14 protein-coding genes and 1 tRNA gene are annotated in these 18,760 nt (G+C 48.7%); 11 read left to right on the top strand and 4 right to left on the bottom strand.

The window, feature by feature from the left end; translation table 11 throughout:
• Positions 1 to 63 precede the first annotated feature (63 nt).
• Together NFR28_RS00530 and NFR28_RS00525 are read left to right on the top strand one after the other, a co-directional pair.
• A complete protein-coding gene (locus NFR28_RS00530) occupies positions 64 to 1,341 on the top strand; it encodes an aspartate kinase (protein ID WP_251177887.1) in 1,278 nt (425 codons plus the stop codon).
• A gap of 17 nt (positions 1,342 to 1,358) precedes the next feature.
• Positions 1,359 to 2,408 carry an aspartate-semialdehyde dehydrogenase gene (locus NFR28_RS00525; protein WP_251177886.1) on the top strand — a complete coding sequence of 350 codons (1,050 nt, stop codon included), beginning with the start codon at positions 1,359 to 1,361 and terminating at the stop codon, positions 2,406 to 2,408.
• A 21-nt stretch (positions 2,409 to 2,429) separates the two neighbouring features.
• Here NFR28_RS00525 and NFR28_RS00520 read toward each other — a convergent pair whose 3' ends face one another.
• Entirely contained in the window at positions 2,430 to 3,902 is a 1,473-nt protein-coding gene (locus NFR28_RS00520; RefSeq protein ID WP_251177885.1) for a helix-turn-helix transcriptional regulator, read from the bottom strand.
• Between the two features lie 227 nt (positions 3,903 to 4,129).
• Here NFR28_RS00520 and NFR28_RS00515 point away from each other — a divergent pair, with 227 nt between their 5' ends.
• A complete protein-coding gene (locus NFR28_RS00515) occupies positions 4,130 to 5,746 on the top strand; it encodes an FAD-binding protein (protein ID WP_251177884.1) in 1,617 nt (538 codons plus the stop codon).
• Between the two features lie 114 nt (positions 5,747 to 5,860).
• On the top strand, positions 5,861 to 6,682 hold the full coding sequence (locus tag NFR28_RS00510; protein ID WP_251177883.1) for a TlyA family RNA methyltransferase: 822 nt from the start codon (positions 5,861 to 5,863) through the stop codon (positions 6,680 to 6,682).
• 45 nt (positions 6,683 to 6,727) lie between these two features.
• On the opposite strand, the gene NFR28_RS00505 is transcribed toward NFR28_RS00510, so the two are convergent.
• Entirely contained in the window at positions 6,728 to 8,266 is a 1,539-nt protein-coding gene (locus NFR28_RS00505; RefSeq protein ID WP_251177882.1) for a helix-turn-helix transcriptional regulator, read from the bottom strand.
• Positions 8,267 to 8,554: 288 nt separating this feature from the next.
• Between NFR28_RS00505 and NFR28_RS00500 the strand changes: the two genes are divergently transcribed.
• Positions 8,555 to 10,279: an FAD-dependent oxidoreductase gene (locus NFR28_RS00500; protein ID WP_251177881.1), complete on the top strand. Its 1,725-nt coding sequence runs from the start codon at positions 8,555 to 8,557 to the stop codon at positions 10,277 to 10,279.
• Positions 10,280 to 10,478: 199 nt separating this feature from the next.
• Entirely contained in the window at positions 10,479 to 11,186 is a 708-nt protein-coding gene (locus NFR28_RS00495; protein ID WP_251177880.1) for a SanA/YdcF family protein, read from the top strand.
• 7 nt (positions 11,187 to 11,193) lie between these two features.
• On the opposite strand, the gene NFR28_RS00490 is transcribed toward NFR28_RS00495, so the two are convergent.
• On the bottom strand, positions 11,194 to 12,801 hold the full coding sequence (locus NFR28_RS00490) for a helix-turn-helix domain-containing protein (RefSeq protein WP_251177879.1): 1,608 nt from the start codon (positions 12,799 to 12,801) through the stop codon (positions 11,194 to 11,196).
• A 288-nt stretch (positions 12,802 to 13,089) separates the two neighbouring features.
• Here NFR28_RS00490 and NFR28_RS00485 point away from each other — a divergent pair, with 288 nt between their 5' ends.
• The 5 genes from NFR28_RS00485 (at position 13,090) to NFR28_RS00465 (ending at position 18,561) form a co-directional block, all read left to right on the top strand.
• On the top strand, positions 13,090 to 15,516 hold the full coding sequence (locus tag NFR28_RS00485) for a DMSO/selenate family reductase complex A subunit (protein ID WP_251177878.1): 2,427 nt from the start codon (positions 13,090 to 13,092) through the stop codon (positions 15,514 to 15,516).
• Positions 15,517 to 15,545: 29 nt separating this feature from the next.
• Positions 15,546 to 16,166, top strand: coding sequence for a 4Fe-4S dicluster domain-containing protein (locus tag NFR28_RS00480; protein WP_251177877.1), 621 nt, complete (start codon positions 15,546 to 15,548; stop codon positions 16,164 to 16,166).
• A gap of 113 nt (positions 16,167 to 16,279) precedes the next feature.
• Complete coding sequence (locus NFR28_RS00475) at positions 16,280 to 16,900, top strand: 4Fe-4S dicluster domain-containing protein (RefSeq protein ID WP_251177876.1); 621 nt, start codon at positions 16,280 to 16,282, stop codon at positions 16,898 to 16,900.
• A gap of 60 nt (positions 16,901 to 16,960) precedes the next feature.
• A complete protein-coding gene (dmsD, locus tag NFR28_RS00470) occupies positions 16,961 to 17,626 on the top strand; it encodes a Tat proofreading chaperone DmsD (protein WP_251177875.1) in 666 nt (221 codons plus the stop codon).
• Between the two features lie 14 nt (positions 17,627 to 17,640).
• Positions 17,641 to 18,561: a dimethyl sulfoxide reductase anchor subunit family protein gene (locus NFR28_RS00465; RefSeq protein WP_251177874.1), complete on the top strand. Its 921-nt coding sequence runs from the start codon at positions 17,641 to 17,643 to the stop codon at positions 18,559 to 18,561.
• 86 nt (positions 18,562 to 18,647) lie between these two features.
• Here the strand turns inward: NFR28_RS00465 and NFR28_RS00460 are convergent.
• Positions 18,648 to 18,722, bottom strand: a tRNA-Val gene (locus NFR28_RS00460).
• Positions 18,723 to 18,760 lie beyond the last annotated feature (38 nt).

The raw sequence follows: 18,760 nt of genomic DNA, 5'->3' as shown, positions 1-18,760 counted from the left end.
TTTGTCGCTCTAATTTGTTATAGTGACACTCGATTCTGTACGTATGCGATAAGAAAGAGCACCATGTCGTTAATTGTAGCGAAATTTGGGGGTACTTCAGTTGCGTCGCCTGAGCGCATTCAGATGGTAGCCAAAAAACTCATTGCCAAAAAACAAGCTGGTCATGATGTGGTTGCCGTTGTATCTGCTATGGGCAAAACGACTGACGAATTGGTAGGACTTGCTGCTTCGCTGACAGACAATCCGCCAGCCCGAGAAATGGACAGACTCCTGTCAACTGGTGAGCAAGTTTCCATGACATTGCTTGCTATGGCAATAGAAGCTCGCGGCTATAAGGCTATGAGCTTTACGGGCCGTCAGGCTGGTATTGAGACTGACGGAACTCACAATAAGGCAAAGATTGTTAAGGTGCACAATGAGCGCATCATGGAAGCGCTCAAAAAAGGCATCATCCCTGTCGTGGCAGGTTTTCAAGGAATTGATGCCAATGGGGACATTACGACACTTGGCCGTGGTGGTTCTGACACAACAGCAGTTGCAGTGGCGTGGGGCATTGATGCTGATGTGTGCGAAATCTATTCGGATGTAGATGGCGTCTATTCGGCGGACCCGCGTATTTGCCCGCGTGCGCGTAAGCTTGATCAGGTTTCATATGAGGATATGCTTGAGCTTTCGGGTGCAGGAGCAGGCGTTTTGCAGATGCGTGCTGTTGAATTCGCTCGCAAATGGAATGTTGTTATTCATTCGCGCTCAGCATTTTCTGATGCCGAAGGAACGTATATCAAAGAGGAGTTAGACATGGAAGAAGCGGTCATTACAGGTATTGCACACGACACCTCTGAGATCAAGTTCACTATTCGTGGCGTGCCGGATACGATGGGTGTTGCGGCTAAGGTGTTTGGTGCTCTTGCTGGCAACAATGTAAACGTTGATATGATCATTCAAAACATTTCAGAAGATGGCATTACTGACATCTCGTTTACCTGCCCTGGTGCAGACAAAAAACGTGCATGCGAGACGCTTGATCGCATTTTAGGTGACATTAATGCTAGTGAATATGTAGTAGATGAAGACATTGCTAAGGTGAGCTTAGTTGGCACGGGTATGAAGTCGTCACCTGGTGTTGCTGCAAAAGCTTTCCAAGTGTTGGGCGAAAACCAGATTAACATCTTGGTTATTTCTACTTCGCCAATTCGTTTGTCGGTGGTTGTTGATGGTGCTCAAGCTGCCGCTGCTGTCCGTTGCTTGCATAAGGCATTTGATCTTGACTCAGATAGCGTGTTTGAAGAGACGCAGCTTTCTGCTGAAGAAATTGCCGCAAAAATGAACAAGGGTCGTTAGTAAGAGAGGAGCCCTTTATGGCTTGGACCAAAGAAATGCCTGCACGCCCGGTAGTTGCTGTTGCTGGCGCAACAGGTGCAGTTGGTGCTGAATTTTTGCAGGTATTGCATGATCTGGATTTTCCGGCATCTGAAGTGCGTGCGCTTGCAAGTGCTCGCAGTGCCGGTAAGAAGTTGCCGTTTTTGGGGTGCGGTGATGTTGCTGAAGGAGATCTTGTTGTACAGGAGATGACTCCTGAATCATTTGAGGGCGTTGATATTGCGCTTTTCTCTGCAGGAGCAAGTGTTTCTCAAGAAATGCGCGATGCGGTTGTGGCTGCAGGTGCTGTTATGATTGATAACTCAAGCGCATTTCGCATGGATGAGGATGTGCCGCTTGTTGTGCCCGAGGTAAACCCCCAAGATATCAGCTGGCATAATGGCGTTATCGCTAACCCGAATTGCTCAACTATTCAAATGGTGGTAGCTTTGAAGCCGCTCTATGATATTGCTCCAATTGATCGTGTGGTGGTATCTACCTATCAAGCAGCATCTGGCGCAGGTGCACCTGCTATGGCTGAGTTGTTTGATCAGACGCGCGAATATCTCAATGGTACGCCCGATGAAGATCTGACCGTTTCTGCATTCCAGCATCGTATCGCATTCAATTGCATTCCCCATATTGATAAATTCTTGGAGGATGATTCCACTAAAGAAGAGTGGAAGATGGTTGTTGAGACCAAAAAAATTATGGGGGATGACAACATTAAGGTTGCTGCTACGTGTGTTCGCGTGCCAGTGTTGCGCTGCCATGGCGAATCACTCAACGTTGAATTTAGCGCACCTGTGTCAGTTGAGGCTGCTCGTGAAGCATTAGAGCAAGCTCCAGGCGTTGTGATGCTTGATGAGGTTGACAACAATGTCTATCCGATGCCAGGTCTTTTGGCGGGAACCGATGAAACTTATGTCGGCCGCCTTCGTAAGGATCCTACGGTGGACAACGGATTGGCTTTCTGGATTGTGGCTGATCAAATTCGTAAAGGTGCGGCTTTAAATGCCGTGCAAATTGCACAGCTGCTTCTTCCGTAAGTAAAACAATAACGCTGTGGACTATACAGGCGCATCTTCGTCACGCGATTCGACCCCAATCATATTAAAGAGTTCGCTTCGCGTATGGATATCAAGTTTTTGATAGACATGACGAACATGCGCCTTTGCTGTGCCATTCGCAATAAAGAGTTCTCGCTCGATGATTCCAACTGTTTTGTGCTGAGCAAGCAATAAAAGCACTTCTTCTTCGCGTGGCGATAATTTGTATCGATGCGCTATTTCTCTACACCTATCAGCCAGTTCTTGCTTGCGAATCATGGCAGCGCTATCCGTCCCACCCGCAAGGAAGTTTGCTCCCCATCGACTTGATAGATCGCGTTCTGAAAGCAAGATTGTTGTTGCAAAAATAACAGCAACAATAGCCAAGAATGACACGATAAGGTGTCCTGTGTCACCGAAGAGCGATGTTGTTTCGACGACGTCGCCAACAGCACGTCCAAGCCACATAGTGATTTGGCGAACAGAGCGCTCAATACCAAAAAGCCAGATAGCGGAGACACCGTACCGATAACAAATATTTGCCATGATAAGCATAATGAGAATTGATTGTGCCGTATAAGCGCTACTCATGCAAAAGCTTGCTACGGGACCCGGCACGTTGCCAAATGTGGGCACCAAAAAAAGCGCGATGACAATAAGAGGAAGTGCTACACGGTAAATGAGACTGAAGTCAAAACGACCTTGTCGAAATGCAACGCCTAAAAACACGAGCAAGCCGACAAAAATGGTGCCTGGTGCAGAATGTGGACCAAATACACCTTGGTACATGCCTGATTCCATAAGGCCATAGCCAAATGCGTAAACACCCATAAAGAGCACTGCTTTCCACGGAACAGAAAAGCGCGTCCAAGCAGTTGCAGGTAGCTCGGTAGGAGGAAGGCTCGCAAAGCCTTGCTTTGCCATAAGGAGCGAAGCTGCCGGAAGGATAGAAGTCATAACAAAAAGCCATGGGGGCATAAAGCCTCTATAAATATATATCAAGAGTGCGCCAGCAATAATTGATGCAGAGTAGTACAGCGCGACGCGCAAAGGGTTAAGGCATGCGTAGAGCTCTGACCATATGAGAATCATGATGCCTATACCAAATCCACCGCAGAGTGCAGCGGCTTGAGCCATAAAGGGAAGAGGGAAGGTGACCCATGAAGAAGAGAACAAAATGATGGTGGAAATGGTAAGCGTGATGCCGCTCAATAAATAAATACTGCGTTTGTTATAAAACGGCCCAATCTTGCGTGCTAAGAGAAAGCATCCTGTGGCGGTAAACACCATAACCCAGTCGAAGAGATCGCGCGCTGAAGCAGTAAGAAGAGGTATTCCAAGCGATGGGCCAACAAAGGCAATTTCTATCCAAGCGCGATAAACCCCTAAACCCAAAAAAGCAAGCGGAACAGACACGCCTCCCAGAAAACGATGGTGGTGAGAACCTGATTGCTCTGAGGTGGTGTTGACTGATTGTTCTGTAGCTTCAGTCATGACGAATGTCTCCTCCTTTCGCAAAACGCAATAACGATTATATCGGGCGTATTTATTACTGCAGGTTGTGGTTGGGTATAGTTTTTGTCTGTTGCAAAAAAATAAGGGGTTATACCAAGGGGTTATAAGAATAAGCCAATGAATTGTCGCATGGTCGATGCCGGAATTCGCACGAATTCTGTAGCATCTGCAGACACAGTCGTTAGTAATTAACCAAGGAGGGTAATATGGCTGAAATCACACGCAGGGATCTCTTTAAGTTTGGTGGTATTGCTGCTGCAGGTGTTGCAGGAGCCTCAATGCTTGGCGGGTGTTCACCCCAACAAGCTACTCCAGTAGCAGCAACGGGGGAAGCTGCAACAGGGGATGCCTCACTTCCGGCTTTTTTCCAGAAACCAGAACCAATTACTGATATTGCCGAGACAAAAGATTACGACGTTGTAGTTATTGGCGCGGGCGCTGCAGGAGTGCCAGCAGCAATCTCGGCTTTCCAGGAAGGTGCACGTGTTGCATTGCTTCAGAAAGAAGCAACCGCAATTTCGCAAGGAAATACGTGCGATTCAATTTTGTTTGACGAAACGGCACCCGGCGGCGTTGAAGCGGTAGTCTCACTGATCAATTCTGATTGCTGCCATCGCTCAGATCGCGAGCAGGTACGCTTATGGGCTTACAACTCTGGCGAAGCGCTTAAATGGCTTTGGGAGATTGGCGAAAAAGCTGGCGCGCAGATGGTGGATTCGACAGCAAAATGGACTGCAGCAATTAAGCAGGTTAATGGATATGACGTATCCTATTTTGCATTTGATTTCGGTCCAAAGCCTTACAATACCGGCGATGGTATGCGAGATATTGCTAATTGGGCTGAACAGCAAGGTATGGAAATCTTCTATGAGACACCCGCTCTGCAACTAGTACAAGATGAGTCAGGTGCTGTTACCGGCGTAATTGCTGAGAGCTCTGATGGCAACATTTTATTCAATGCTGCAAAAGGCGTCATTGTTGCTACGGGCGATTATGAAAATGACGACGAGATGATGGCTTACTATGAGCCTGCGATGTCTAATATTTATCGCAAGGAGCAGAAGAAGACAGGCGACGGTCAGAAGATGATGGTTTGGGCTGGTGCTCGCATGGAAGATGCCTGTGGTTCAAAGGTGCTTCATGACTTCGATGCTGGTCCGGGCTCAATGGCTGACTTTGCTTTCTTGGCCGTCAAAAACGACGGTACTCGTTTTTGCGATGAGGGTCGTTGTCCTATGTCTGTAATGGGCAATTTCTTAGGAAGCGAAGAAGACCAAGGTTGGTATACGCAGGTATTCGATAGCAATTATATGACCGACACCCAAGGGTGGCCGGGAGCCGCGTTGCCTCCTGAGGCAATGGCAAGCTATATGCCTGAAGAATCAGGTGAGAAGACTGGCGTTTACGAGAGTCTCATTAATACCTACAAAGCAGATACTATTGAAGAGCTTGGCGAAAAGCTTGGTCTGAGCGACGTTGCAACGTTTGTGAAGACTGTTGAGCGCTACAACGAGCTTGTTGAAAAGGGTATTGACGAGGACATGGGCAAAGAGGCGAAATGGCTGACTGCTATCAAAGAGCCGCCGTTTTATGGAATCCATCGCCATATTGGTCTCTCAACCATTATTCACGGCGTGAATGTAAACGCAGACATGCAGGTTCTCAATGCAGATGGTGAGCCTATTGAAGGTTTGTATGCAATTGGCAATTGTGCCGGCAACTTCTTTGGTAGCCCTGATTACCCGATGACCGTGCCAGGTCTTTCTCTTGGTCGCTGCCACACACAAGGCTATGTTGTTGGAAAAGCAGTAGCGTCAAAATAAGGGACTTTCACTCTACTTAAGTAGGTAGTTGTTGCCCTCCAGCCGCCCCATCTGAAGTATTTCAGGTGGGGCGGCTCTCTTGCATCAGGGCAATGATTCGCTATTATTGCTTGCATGGAAAACCAACAGAACAAATCTCTTGATACACGCGTCGGTAGACCCGCCAAGCCGCCAAAAAAAGTGAGGCTTGATGAACTGCTGGTTGAGCAGGGCTATTTTGCCGATGCCGATGCAGTACTTCGGTCGGTTCTTGCGCGAGAGGTTCGCGTTGACGATGTATATGTGCAAAGCGCAGCTCTTAAGGTGCGACCCAATGCAGATATTTTTGTGCGGGGTGGCAAGCGTTTTGTTTCGCGCGGGGGACACAAGTTGCAAGGCGCACTCGATGCGTTTGGTCAGTCAGTTGAAGGGTTGACGTGTATTGACATAGGCTCTTCAACCGGAGGTTTTACCGATTGCTTGCTGCAAGCGGGAGCCGCTCTGGTTGCCTGCGTGGATGTCAATTATGGTCAGCTTGCATGGCAGCTTCGACAAGATGAGCGCGTAAATGTTTTTGAGCGCGTTAACATAAAGCTTGCTGATCCTGCAGAGCTTGGTGCGCCCTTTGAGCTTTTGGTGGCAGATTTAAGTTTCATTGGCTTGGCGGCGTTAGCGCCTGTGTTTGCACGCCTCTGTTCGCCAGGAAGTGTTTTTATCGGGCTGGTTAAGCCGCAATTTGAGTCGCAAGCAGGGGAGACCGATCACGGGGTTGTTCGCGATGAAGCTGTTCGCGAAAGAACGGTTGACGAAGTTTGCGCAGCGCTGGAGGCGGCAGGTTTTGTGGTTACGGGCGGCTCTCATGCAAAAGAAAGTGCGCAAGCGGGCGTGGTTGTTTCGCCGATAACTGGGCCGATGGGCAACGTTGAGTATTTGGTGCGTGCGGTGTTTGAAGGTTGAAAGCACTGCTTTGGATGAGACGGAAGTTGTGACGTCACTGCGCAATCAGTGGCTTGCCTTTTCCACGAGGTCAATGAGCTCTTGCTGTGAATGGATGTCCATCTTTGAGTATACGTGCCTGACATGGGTCTTAACGGTGTTGCGTGATAAGACGAGTTTTTCTTGGATGACCGCGCTGGTTCGTCCGCGCGCTAAAAGAGCAAGCACATCACATTCTCGAGGCGTTAGAGCGTAGGTCTGCGCAAGTGATGCGCACGCTTCTGCGAGTTGCTGCTGGGTGTGGTCAGATGTGGTATCGGCAGGTTCATGCAAGCTGTCTTGCGAGAGCAAGCGTTGATCTGAATCGGCAAGATGTGCTGCAATGGGAAGCGGCTGCACTTCTTGGATGGTATTTTGAAAGCTGAAATTGTGCGTTCCTATAAAGTTGTATGCCATAAATGCAAAGAGTATGGCAGCCATAATAATCAGTGCTGCATCGTAGGAATGCGCACCGAATACCTTCATGAGATATCCAACTGCGCTGCCAATGCCCATGCCGAGCCAGTCTGCAGCGGTGATGAGTGCTGAAGTTAAGAATGCACCCGAGAGATTGCGTGATCCAACTGCAGATATAACATAATAGGTAAGAATGCCTAAGCAGTTGACACCCCCAAGTAGTAACGCTTGGGATATATCTACAAGATGAGGTAGATGTGCGCCAGCAAGGGTAATGGATGCCACCAAAAGCCCTGCAAAAACCAAGAGCGCTGCTACGTGATAGAGCCTGTCGCTTGAAAAAGACGTGCGTGCGGTAATGACGATCAAGAAGACAAAGAACACAGGGATAAATGAAAGCATCACCGAGTTGTTTGCTATTGGCATGGCTTGGCTGGCAAGAGTAAATCCGCATGCTGCATTAAAGAGAGCAACCAATATGAATACGGGACTTGAAAAGGGCAAAAATGCTGCAGGATTGGTTACGTCTAAAACGCGCGGTGCAACGTTAAGTCGGATATGGGCAAGAAATTCGTGAATGTCCGAACGAATGAGGATATAAGAAGCTGCTATGCATGTGAAGTAGAGTACTCCGTTTGCTGCAAGAGGCAATGTAGGTAGTATTTGATTGCCTGCGAACTGAAGTGCGAAATTGACAATGTAGGCAGTTGGGATAATAGTGAGCGCGCGCAGAGGCTGAAGGCGAATCAGCGCAAGTCCTACCAGTACTGAAAACCAAATGCTTCCAATGCCACCAAAGGGACTCCCCAACGCGACAATAAGCTGATTTTGCGTGAGAACGCCCACGGTGAGCATAGTAATGCTTATTCCGAAGATTATAAGGCATCCAGTTGACCACGCCGTCTCGCGCAGAATTGAAGGTCTGCAATAGGCAAAAACTGCCACCAAGATCGAAAAAATAACTCCGCAATACGTTGAGATTTCACGTGCGAGTGGAAAGGTTTGGGCAACTTGCGGAAATATGGTGCTATTGAGCACGTGTGATGCAAATAGTAACAATGTCAGCGCACAGCACGTGGTGATCATTTGAGAGCCGTGAAAAGAGTCATTGACCTCTAAGCTGTTGTTGTCGTGGCGCTTTGCAGGCATAGCCCTCCTTCCTTCGCCAGTGCTTACCTTAGCACGTTTACGACTTAAACACCTCACCCCCTCGGTGCGAGAGTGGCGAAATTGCATTTGTATTTTAAGCCAGTTCTACCACGTGAGCACATGAATTAGAAAATCGCGTTTGTGGGGTGACGCACGGTAAATGCTTACTGATTAGGATGGCGTTGTGTAAAACAGTGCAACAAAACAGGGGTGCAAAACGCTGAATTCCTGTCAAGGTTTGTACTGGAAACCATGCATTTTAACGCTCAAGAAGGGGAAGGTAACAACATGACAAAATCAACGAAAAACACAACGCTTGACACTCTTTCGCGTCGAAGCTTTTTGGGTATAAGCGCGCTCGGTGCTGCTGGGGCATTGGGAGCTGGTCTTGCGGGATGTGCACCATCAGGATCTTCAAACCAAATGGTACAAACCGGTGAAGCGCAAGAATTGTCAACAGGCGCAACGTGGCTTGGAAGCGAGCCTGTGGTGGAGAGCGCTGAGATTACCGAGACGCTGGATACAGATTTTCTCATTATTGGCGCTGGTACTGCAGGCCTGTGTGCAGCAGGCACGGCAAGTGATCTCGGACTTGATTTTATTCTCTGCGAAAAGAATGAAACCGTACAAGAAACGCGTGAGTATTTGGGGGTCGTTAATTCGCCTCTGGCAGTTGCTCAAGGTGGCGAAGTGGACAAGGCGAAATTGCTCAACGAACTGACCCGTTATGCTTCTGGTAAGTGTGACCAAGAAGTAATTAAGGTTTGGATTGATGAGAGTGCCGAAATGTTTGAGTGGATTGATGCCAAAATGCAAAATGCGGGAAAGGCATCAGTTGTAGATATGCCCGCAGAGCATGCTACAGGAGGCACTGATTACTATCTTCCTGTATTGCAACACGTGTGGCTGACGCCCTATACACCTCCTATGCGCAATGATGTTTTACAAACGGAGATTGAGCAGGCGGGTAACACTATTCGATTCAAGCACGACCTGGTAAAACTGATCCACGAAGACGGAGAGGTGCGCGGTGCGCTTTTTGCAACCGACAATGGTTATGTGCAGATAAATGCTCAAGCCACCTTATTGGCAACCGGTGGTTATCCGGCAAATCCTGAGATGATGAGCGCTTTGCAGCCGGCAGCTTTGTCATGTTGCACGGCATCAAGTTATGCGCCCAATGATGACGGAGCTGGTCTTCGTGCTGGTCTTTGGGCTGGAGGCGTGAAGGACGAAGATCCTGCTCCGATGATTTTTGATCGTGGTGCCGTAGCGCCCGGAGTAGATGCAGGCTATGCGGGCGAAGGGAAAAATGCAGTATTGCCCGGTGGCATCTTCCAGGAAAATATTGGCAGTCAGCCGTTTATGAAGGTCAATCGCAAAGGTGTTCGATTCGCTAATGAATCTACGCCCTATGACATTATGTGTTTTCAAGCAGGGCGCCAGCCGGGTGGTGTTTTCTGCCAGGTATTTGACGCAAACGCTCCCGAGGACATTTTGCGATTTGCCACTATTGGCTGCTCGGCATTTGCCAATCAGATGATGGCAGTTGGTATGCCAATAGATGAGTTCTGTGCTGTTGCTTTGGAGCAAGGCGTTATGGTAAAGGCCGACAGCCTTGATGAGCTGGCTGATAGTCTTGGGTTTGAAGGAGAGGCCAAGCAGGCGTTTTTGAATCAGGTCGACCGATACAACGAACTGTATGAAGCGGGTGAAGATAGCGATTTTGGTAAAGAGGCATATCGTCTTTCTGCTATTAAAGATGCGCCGTTTTATGGCTGTTGGTTTGGCGGTTCGTTGTTGACGACACTTGATGGTCTCAAGATCAACAAGGATTGCCAAGTGCTTGATGCAAACGGTGATGTGATCAGCGGCTTTTATGCGGCAGGCGATGTTTCGGGCAATTTCTTCAGTGGTAACTATCCAGAGTATATTGTAGGATGCGCCTCGGGTCGCTCATCGACGCAAGGTCGCCATGTAGCTCGTTTGCTTGCGGGAGATTTGGAAGCCTAACACAAGTTCTCTCTGCTTTCGTTGCTTTTTGCGATAGTACCCTCCAAATGCGCATCGGTACAGTCAAGCATTTGATTGCCGGTGCGCATCTTGTTTATACGAAGCGGGGTGCGGCTGCTTTTTGCGTAGTTCGTGAACCCCATATGAAAAGTCTTCCAAAATGACGCTTCGCAAGAATCATTTGTTAAGATGTGCTCTTATGACACGTGAGGGAAACAAAAAACGAAGGTGGTATACCACGGTGCTTGCAGTAATTCTTGCAATAGCAATTGTGGCTGTCGTTGTTGTGGCTGGAACTAATTTCGCCACCATCTCGCAAACGAAAAACGATATTGTCACTCCTGAGCAAGCAGCCTCCTATGAGGGGGACGCAATTGTGGTGTTGGGTGCGTCAGTTTTTGCCGATGGCACTCCTTCACGCATTTTGCAAGATCGCCTTGATGATGGTATTGATTTATATTTTGCGGGAGCTGCGCCAAAGATCATCATGAGTGGAGACAACTCAACGGTGGCATATAACGAGGTTAAGGCTATGAAGGACTATGCCATCTCGCGTGGTGTACCCTCTGAGGATATCTTTTGTGATCACGCGGGCTTTTCCACCTATGAAAGCATGTACCGCGCAAAACATGTCTTCGGAGCTCAGCGCATCATTGTTGCCACGCAAACCTACCACTTGTATCGCGCTCTTTATGCGGCACATGGTTTAGGGCTTGAAGCTATTGGAGTCCCCAGTGATTATCGCGATTATCAAAACCAACCCATCTACGATTTGCGAGAGATTCCAGCGCGCACCAAAGACTTTTTTAAGGTGCTTTTAGAGGTGCCTTCCACGTTTGTCGGTGATCCAATTTCGCTTTCGCAATCAGGAGATATCACCGAAGGCGAAGAAGAGCAAAGCAACTAGTGCGCTGTTAGTCTTGCAATTCAGCGGGGTCAAACGAATCAATCAAGTCCAAAAGTTCTTGCTTCTTATGAATGCCCAGCTTCGTGTAGATGCGTTTCGAGTGCGTGCGAATGGTGTTTTCGGACACTACTAACTCCTCGGCAATGCGCGAAACGGTATTGCCGCGGGCAATTAATTCCATCACTTCGGTTTCGCGTGCACTTAATCTATAGTGCCGCTGCACTAATGCTGCTTGCTTAGACATGCGATCTTGATAGACAACTGTAAGGTCTTCGCCTTTGTGACGCTTTGATCCGTGCGGTTTCTCGTGAGAGGGCTTTGGTGAAAGCGCAACCAACTCAATGCTTGCTGCGCGTTCGTCAAGGGTGTGTTCGCCCATATTCGACCAACCATTTTGCGAGAAAATGCGCTTAAAACCGCCTTGTCCAACGAAATACATGAGCCCCAAAAGATACATTGCTACGAGTGCAACAACCGCAAGAGGGGCAATGCCTGTTACGCGAATGGTTTCGGCAAAGGTGCCACCCAGAAAGCCTATATCGTGCAAGACATAAATGATGCAGCCAAAAAATCCGTAGATAAACACCGGATTGATGCCGCGGTTTCGCGAAGCTTGCGCGCATTGAATCATCATGACCATAATGGCCACGCTATAAATAGCATAGAGAATGGCGGCCAGCCAACGTTCATATTCGCCCGGTAGGAAGGGGAGGAGCAAAAAAGAAGTAATCACAAAAGGAAAGAAGGTGCGAAAAGCGCTGACAACATTCATGTGAAGGTCTTTTTGGCGCCATACAAAAAGTAGTACGAGCGCAGCTACAAGGGTGGCGCCCATGGAAAGCGCGTTTACTAGCGAACCAACGGAGGGGTTGCCGATGGCAAGAGCGCGCATGATGCCAGTGCAAAAGCCCAGCGAGCCAACGCATAGAGCACTTCGCCAGTAGTCTTTAATGACGCGTCTATACACGTGAGGATGCTCTCTGGGAACATCCTCAAACATAGGTTGGTTGAAATTGATGGTGCGGCTTTTTAATACTATGGCAAGCGCAAAAAGCGGCAAGAAAACTAAGGGGATAAGAAAAGCGGTAACCGCGCCCGGGATGAGATAAAGCGAAAAATAAAAGACAGCGCCATATACCGTTCCGCGGATCAGGTTGTGGTCACCTGTTTCTGAGGGCATTGAGGCGAAGAGCCGCTGCCAAAGCATATAAAAGCCTGCAGAACCCAACCCTAGAAGCGCTCCTCCAATAATTACGAGAACGAGCGAGAGGTGATTAAGATAGATGGCTCCAATGAGCGCACACCATCCTAAAAGATACGGAGCGGTAGTGAGTTGTACGAGAAAAGCTCGTGTTGCTTTGGGGAAGAAGTATGATCCCAACATACTTGCAAGAAAGCTTGCAGAAAAGACGAGTGATTGAGAAAGAAAGAACCAAAACACAATATCGGTTGACTGGAATTCCAATGGCAAAAAGGGGAAGACCCCACCCCAGACACTTGCAGCATTGATGGCAAGAAAAAGACCATAGCCAAGAGAAGCAACATTGGGTTTAAGCATGTCCCATATGGGCGATTGTAAGACGCAAGAAACCTTCTGCGCGCTTTGGTTTTGCACGTTCCCTCCCCGAACAGAACCCTATCGATGGTTTCTATTGTAGAGCAATGCCGCTATAATTGCTTGAAGCAAAAACGCTTCTGATCAGGCAAATTAAAAATTTCACATACGTTATGTGACACGGATTGCAATAAAACGGGCTACTGTGTAGCGCAGACAAGCTCACCTTTGTTCTTTCGCTCGTTAGGCGATTGTGGGTAGAATCAAAGAGAGCTTGTAGGAGAGGCAAGCGCACAGACACTATGTGTGCGCTTGTATGGGTAAACCAAAAAGAAGAGGGGGAACGCAATGTCAAATGCATTGAGTCGCCGCACATTCGTGCAGGGATCCGCCTTAGCCGGACTGAGCGCAGCTGCTTTAGGAAGCAGTGCTTTGTTTGGCTGCTCATCTCAGAGTGAAAATCTTGCTGAGACGGGCTCTAACAGCGAAACTCCTGCAGCGCCTGTTGAGGAGAAGATCGTCTGGAATCACTGTGCTATTAACTGCCCGGGTCGTTGTGCATTGAAGCTTCATGTGGTTGACGACGAGATTGTTCGCGTTGAGACGTATGCAACTGACACTGACGACATGGACGATGTACAACCGCGTGCTTGCTTGCGTGGTCGCGCGTATCGTGCGTGGGTCAACCATCCTGATCGCATTAACTATCCTATGAAGCGCGCTGAAGGTACGAAGCGCGGCGAGGGTAAGTATGAGCAGATCTCATGGGATGAAGCCATTGAGATTATCGCCAAGAACTATCAAGAGGTCATTGATAACTATGGCCCTGAAGCTGTTTATATGAACTACTGCACCGGTAATTATGGTGTAACAGCACGCCCGTGGTTCAGGTTGCTCAATTCGCTTGGCAACGGTTATCTGGCATTCTACGGTAACTACAGCTTGGCGCAGCTTATGTGGATCACTCCTTATATGTTTGGCGCAACGGTTGGTGCCGGTTCTTCGCTTAATGCCGCAAAGGACTCTGACCTGATTTTGATGTTTGGCACCAGTCCGGTAGAAACGCGTCAAGGTGGCGCAGTTTCGCATCACGACTATGTTGCAATGCGCGAGGCCACCAAGGGCAAGATTTACGTGATTGATCCGCGCTTTAATGACTCTATTGCAGGTCGCTCAGATGAGTGGCTGCCTATCAATCCTGGTACTGACGCTGCTCTTGTTTCAGCAATTGCTCATGAGCTGATTGCTAACGAGCAAGTTGACAAGGAATTCTTGGATACTTATTGCGTTGGTTTTGATGAGGATACGATGCCTGAATCAGCCAAGGGTCAAAACAAGTCTTACAAAGACTACATCATGGGCACCGGCTATGACATGGTTGAGAAGACCCCTGAGTGGGCAGCACCGATCACTGGTATTGCTGCTGATAAGATTCGCAGCCTGGCTGACGAGATTGCAAACGCAAAGGCAATGTTTGTTGACCAAGGTTGGGGACCGCAGCGTCGTAGCAACGGCGAGCTAAATGGTATTTCTATCTGCATGCTTCCGATTCTCACGGGCAATATTGGTCTTCCGGGTACGAGCAACGGTTTGCGTGAAGGTTCTTACTCGCTTGCTATCCCCAGCATGCCTGATGGCGAAAACCCTGTTAAGGCAAAGATTTCAGTATTCTCTATGGTTGATGCTATTGATCGTGGTCATGAAATGACCGAAAAGGCTGATGGCGTTACGGGTGTAGACCAGCTGTCTTGCGACATTAAGTTTGTTATCAACTATGCTGGTAACTGCATCACTAATCAAAACTCTGACATCAACTGGGTACATGACGTTATGTCTGATGAGTCAAAGTGCCAATTCGTATTGGGTTCTGACATCCTCATGACTGACTCGTTGAAATATTCAGACGTTATTCTTCCTGACCTCTTCCGCTTAGAGCAACCCTCCATGATTGCAACCGGTGGCGACCACGGTTATATGTTCGCCGGCTCTGAGCCTTACGCTCCGAAGTTCGAGCGCAAGAGTGCCTATGATGCGGCCGCTCTTATTGCTGCTGCATTGGGTAAAGAGGAAGCCTTTACCGAAGGTAAAACGCAGGTTGATTGGCAAAAAGAGTGCTATGAGAAAGCACGCGAAAAGGATGCCGATCTGCCAACCTATGACGAGTTCGTTGAGATGGGCGTCTACACGCGCAAGAATCCCAAGGGCACCGTCATTGCGATGGACAAGTTCCGTGAGGATCCGGTTGCAAATCCGCTGGAAACGCCGTCTGGAAAGATTGAAATCTATTCCGAGAAACTGGCTGATTACATTGAAGCTCATGACTTCTTAGAGGATGACTTTGTTGCACCAATTCCGGTCTATGCTCCTGAGTGGTATGGCGTTGAAACCACGACCGAGGAATACCCGCTCCAGCTTACGGGCTTCCATTATCGCGGTCGCTTGCACTCTTCATGGGGTGGTGTCGAGATCCTCAAAGAACTCAACCCGCAAGAAGCTTGGATTAATCCGTCTGATGCTGAGCCTCGCGGCATTAAGCAAGGTGACCTGGTTCGCGTTAAGAATCAATTTGGCGAAATTGAGCTGCTTGCAAAGGTTACGCCTCGCGTAATCCCTGGTACGGTAGCAACGGCTCAGGGTGCATGGCACGATGCGGATATGAATGGTGATCGCGTTGACAAGGGTGGCTGCATTAATACACTGACCACGCATCGTCCGTCTCCGTTCGCTAAGGGTAACCCGCAGCACACCAATATTTGCCAGGTAGCCAAAGCTTAAGTTGCGAGTATCAGAAAGGGTGATAGAACATGGCACAACTTGCTTTTTACTTTGATGGAACTCGCTGCACTGGCTGCAAAACATGCGTGTTCGCCTGCAAAGATAAAAACAATCTTGATACGGGAATTGCGTATCGCAAGGTGTTTGAATACACGGGTGGTCAAACCACGAAAGACGAAAACGGCTGCTGCACCACGTCATGCTTTAGCTACTATACGTCAGTGAGCTGCAATCACTGCGATAAGCCCATCTGCATGGCAAATTGTCCGCAAGGCGCCATTTCAAAAGATGACGAGACGGGTCTTATGTCGGTTGACGAAGAGCTTTGCATTGGCTGTGGCACATGCGTGCAAGCATGCCCCTATGGTGCTCCAAAGGTTAACGCCGAAGCTCAAAAAGCTGTACGCTGCGATGGCTGTGCGGATCTCGTTGCTGCAGGCGAGAAACCAGCTTGCGTTATGGCATGCCCGGCTCGTGCGCTGAAGTTTGGTGAAGTTGACCAGATGAGCGCATTGGGTGAGCGTGGTAACGTAGCGCCACTTCCAGACCCAGCTGAGACTGAGCCGAACTACTTTATGACAGCAACCGCTGATTCCAAAAAGTTCGATTCCACCGATGGCGAGATTGCGAATCCGCTTGAAGTAGAATAGTCGTTTGCACGATTGCTTGTAGCTGCAGAAGCGGGGTGCGTTACTATGGCGTACCCCGCTCTTGTATCGGGAATGCAAATGCTCAGAGGGAACGCTGATGGGGGTGAGCAGTTATGTCGCAATATGCCTTTTATTTGGATATGAGCCGTTGCACAGGGTGTAAAACATGTGTTGTTGCATGTAAGGATGCCTATGGTTTAGATGTCGGTGTTGCTTTTCGCCGTGTGTATGAAGTGGTTGGGGGCTCTACAACTAAAGACGAAGCGGGGTGTATCTCAAGTGACTGTATTGTCTATTACATGTCTCTGAGCTGCAATCACTGTGCTAAGCCCGTTTGCGTTGAGGTGTGTCCTACGAGGGCAATGCATAAAGATCCCGATACGGGATTTGTGAGTGTTGATACTGAAAAATGCATTGGTTGTGGTTACTGCCATTTGTCGTGTCCTTATAGCGCTCCTCAAGTTGATCCCCGCAAAGGCCATTCGGTGAAATGCCATGGTTGTGCAGAAAGTGTTCTAGCAGGTGATAGCCCCGTTTGCGTCTTGTCGTGCCCTGCGCGCGCACTGCAATTCGGGCCGCTTGAGCAGATGCGAGAAAAGGGTGTTGTTGCCGAAGTGGCACCTTTACCACCAGCTTCGCATACGCTTCCTCATTTATTTGTGACACCGTGCAGAGATGCGCAGCCAAGCGAGTCTGATCAGGTGGTTGTTGGAAACAGTGCTGAAGTGCAATGATTGCATAAATGGTGTATCAGGTCTGCGCCATGTAAAAACATGCTTTTGAGGAGTAGGGATATGATTAACGAAGAGTTGAGTGCGCGTATTTCGTTAGTAGGGGATGTACTTGCGCCGTTTTTTCTTCAGGATCCACGTACGGGTGACGCGCAAGCTTGTTTTGATGCGCTTGCGACACTTGATGTTCAGACTGCCTCTCTAGAGTGGCCTTTTGTAGAAGCTGCTGAGGCGCGTGCTGATCTTGGGGCTATGCAAGCCTCCTTGCGCAAAAAAGACACTGCTGTCAGCGCTGATGCGGCGGTGATTTCTGATGAGATGATGTGGGAGTATCGCCGACTGTTTATTGGGCCAGGGAAGAAACCTGCACCGCCATGGGGTTCGGTCTACACCGATCATGAGTGCGTTGTGTTTGGCGAAAGCACGCTTGCGCTTCGTGCTTGGATGCGTGCTCATGGAATTGAGCGCATGAGTGACGAGAGAACGCCTGAAGACCATATTGGTCTTATGCTTGCGTTGCTTTCTTTGTTGGCCGCACAAAGGCCTGATTTAGTGGAGGTTTATTTACAAGACCATCTGTTGACGTGGTCCTCACACTATCTTGAAGAGCTTGAACAAGCAGCAGAGCATCCCTTTTATTCATCTCTTGCTCACTTGTGCCGCCTGAGCTTAGAAGGTATGCAAGACGAGCTTGGAATTGAAGTAACCTATCCTAAATACTATCGCTAGGGTGGGAGTGTGTTGTGATTTCGGGATTTGAGACAGCCCTTGGCGAAATAACGCTTGTACTGTTCACAACGCTTGCGCCTACCGGCGCGCTTGCGGTGCTCTGCATGGGACTCCCTCTGATTTTTGGAAGTGCAACGGATCGTGATATTGCGCGTCTCAACAAATATTTGTGCATTCCGCTTGTTGTCTCAATGGTGGGACTCATTGCTTCAGCAACTCATCTTGGCAACCCTGCCAATGCGTTGTATGTTTTTGCCTCCATTGGTACATCTCCGCTGTCAAATGAAGTATTTGCTGCAGTACTCTTTTTGGCTTCTACGGGTTTGTACTGGCTCTATTCGTTTAGCGAAAAGGCCCACAGAACGCTTTTGCGCATATGGTTCATTGTCATTTCGTTCACCGCAATAGCCTTTGTTGTTTCAGTTGGTTTTGCTTATTCGTCGCGCACTATTATTTCGTGGCATATGTGGCAAGCACCTGTTGCGGTGATGTGTAATGCGCTTGTCGGGGGTCCGCTTTTAACACTCATGTCATATGCATGTGCAGGATGTCAGTTACTCAATAAGCGAAAAGGTGTTCAGCTGCTCGTTGTTTCCGTAGGAGCATTTCTGGTCAATGCAATTGTGTATGTGCTTCAAATTAGAGATGTTTTTGAACTGAGTAACTCAATGGCATCGGTATCAGAGTTGGTTCCTCTGTATTGGTGGGCGCTGTTTGCCTTTGTTGTATTGGTGGGGGCTGCTTTAGTGCTTGCATGGAATATGATCAAGCGCCTGCCAGCTGATCCGCACGAAGAGGCAATTGTGGTTGCTTCGCGCTCTAACATGACCTTGATTGTAGGGTTGTGCGTGGCAACAATCCTGTGTTTGGCTGGCATTTTTATCATGCGCTTCTGTTTTTATATGTCCCATATCACCGTTGGGCTGGGTGTTTAAAAGCTCTGCCCCCTGTGGATTGATCTCAAAAAAGTAGCCATAAAAGAAAACTGCCCACCAGGAAGTGGTGAGCAGTTGAATTTCAATGGTGGTCGATGCAGGATTTGAACCTGCGACCTTGTGCTTGTAAGGCACCTGCGCTCCCGCTGCGCCAATCGACCACGGAAAATATGTCATCACACATTTCGTGTGCGACGGT

This window comes from Adlercreutzia agrestimuris, from assembly GCF_943193125.1.
GTDB lineage: Bacteria > Actinomycetota > Coriobacteriia > Coriobacteriales > Eggerthellaceae > Xiamenia > Xiamenia agrestimuris.
Note: the sequence above shows the minus strand (reverse complement) of the source record. Positions and strands in the feature narration are given on the sequence as shown.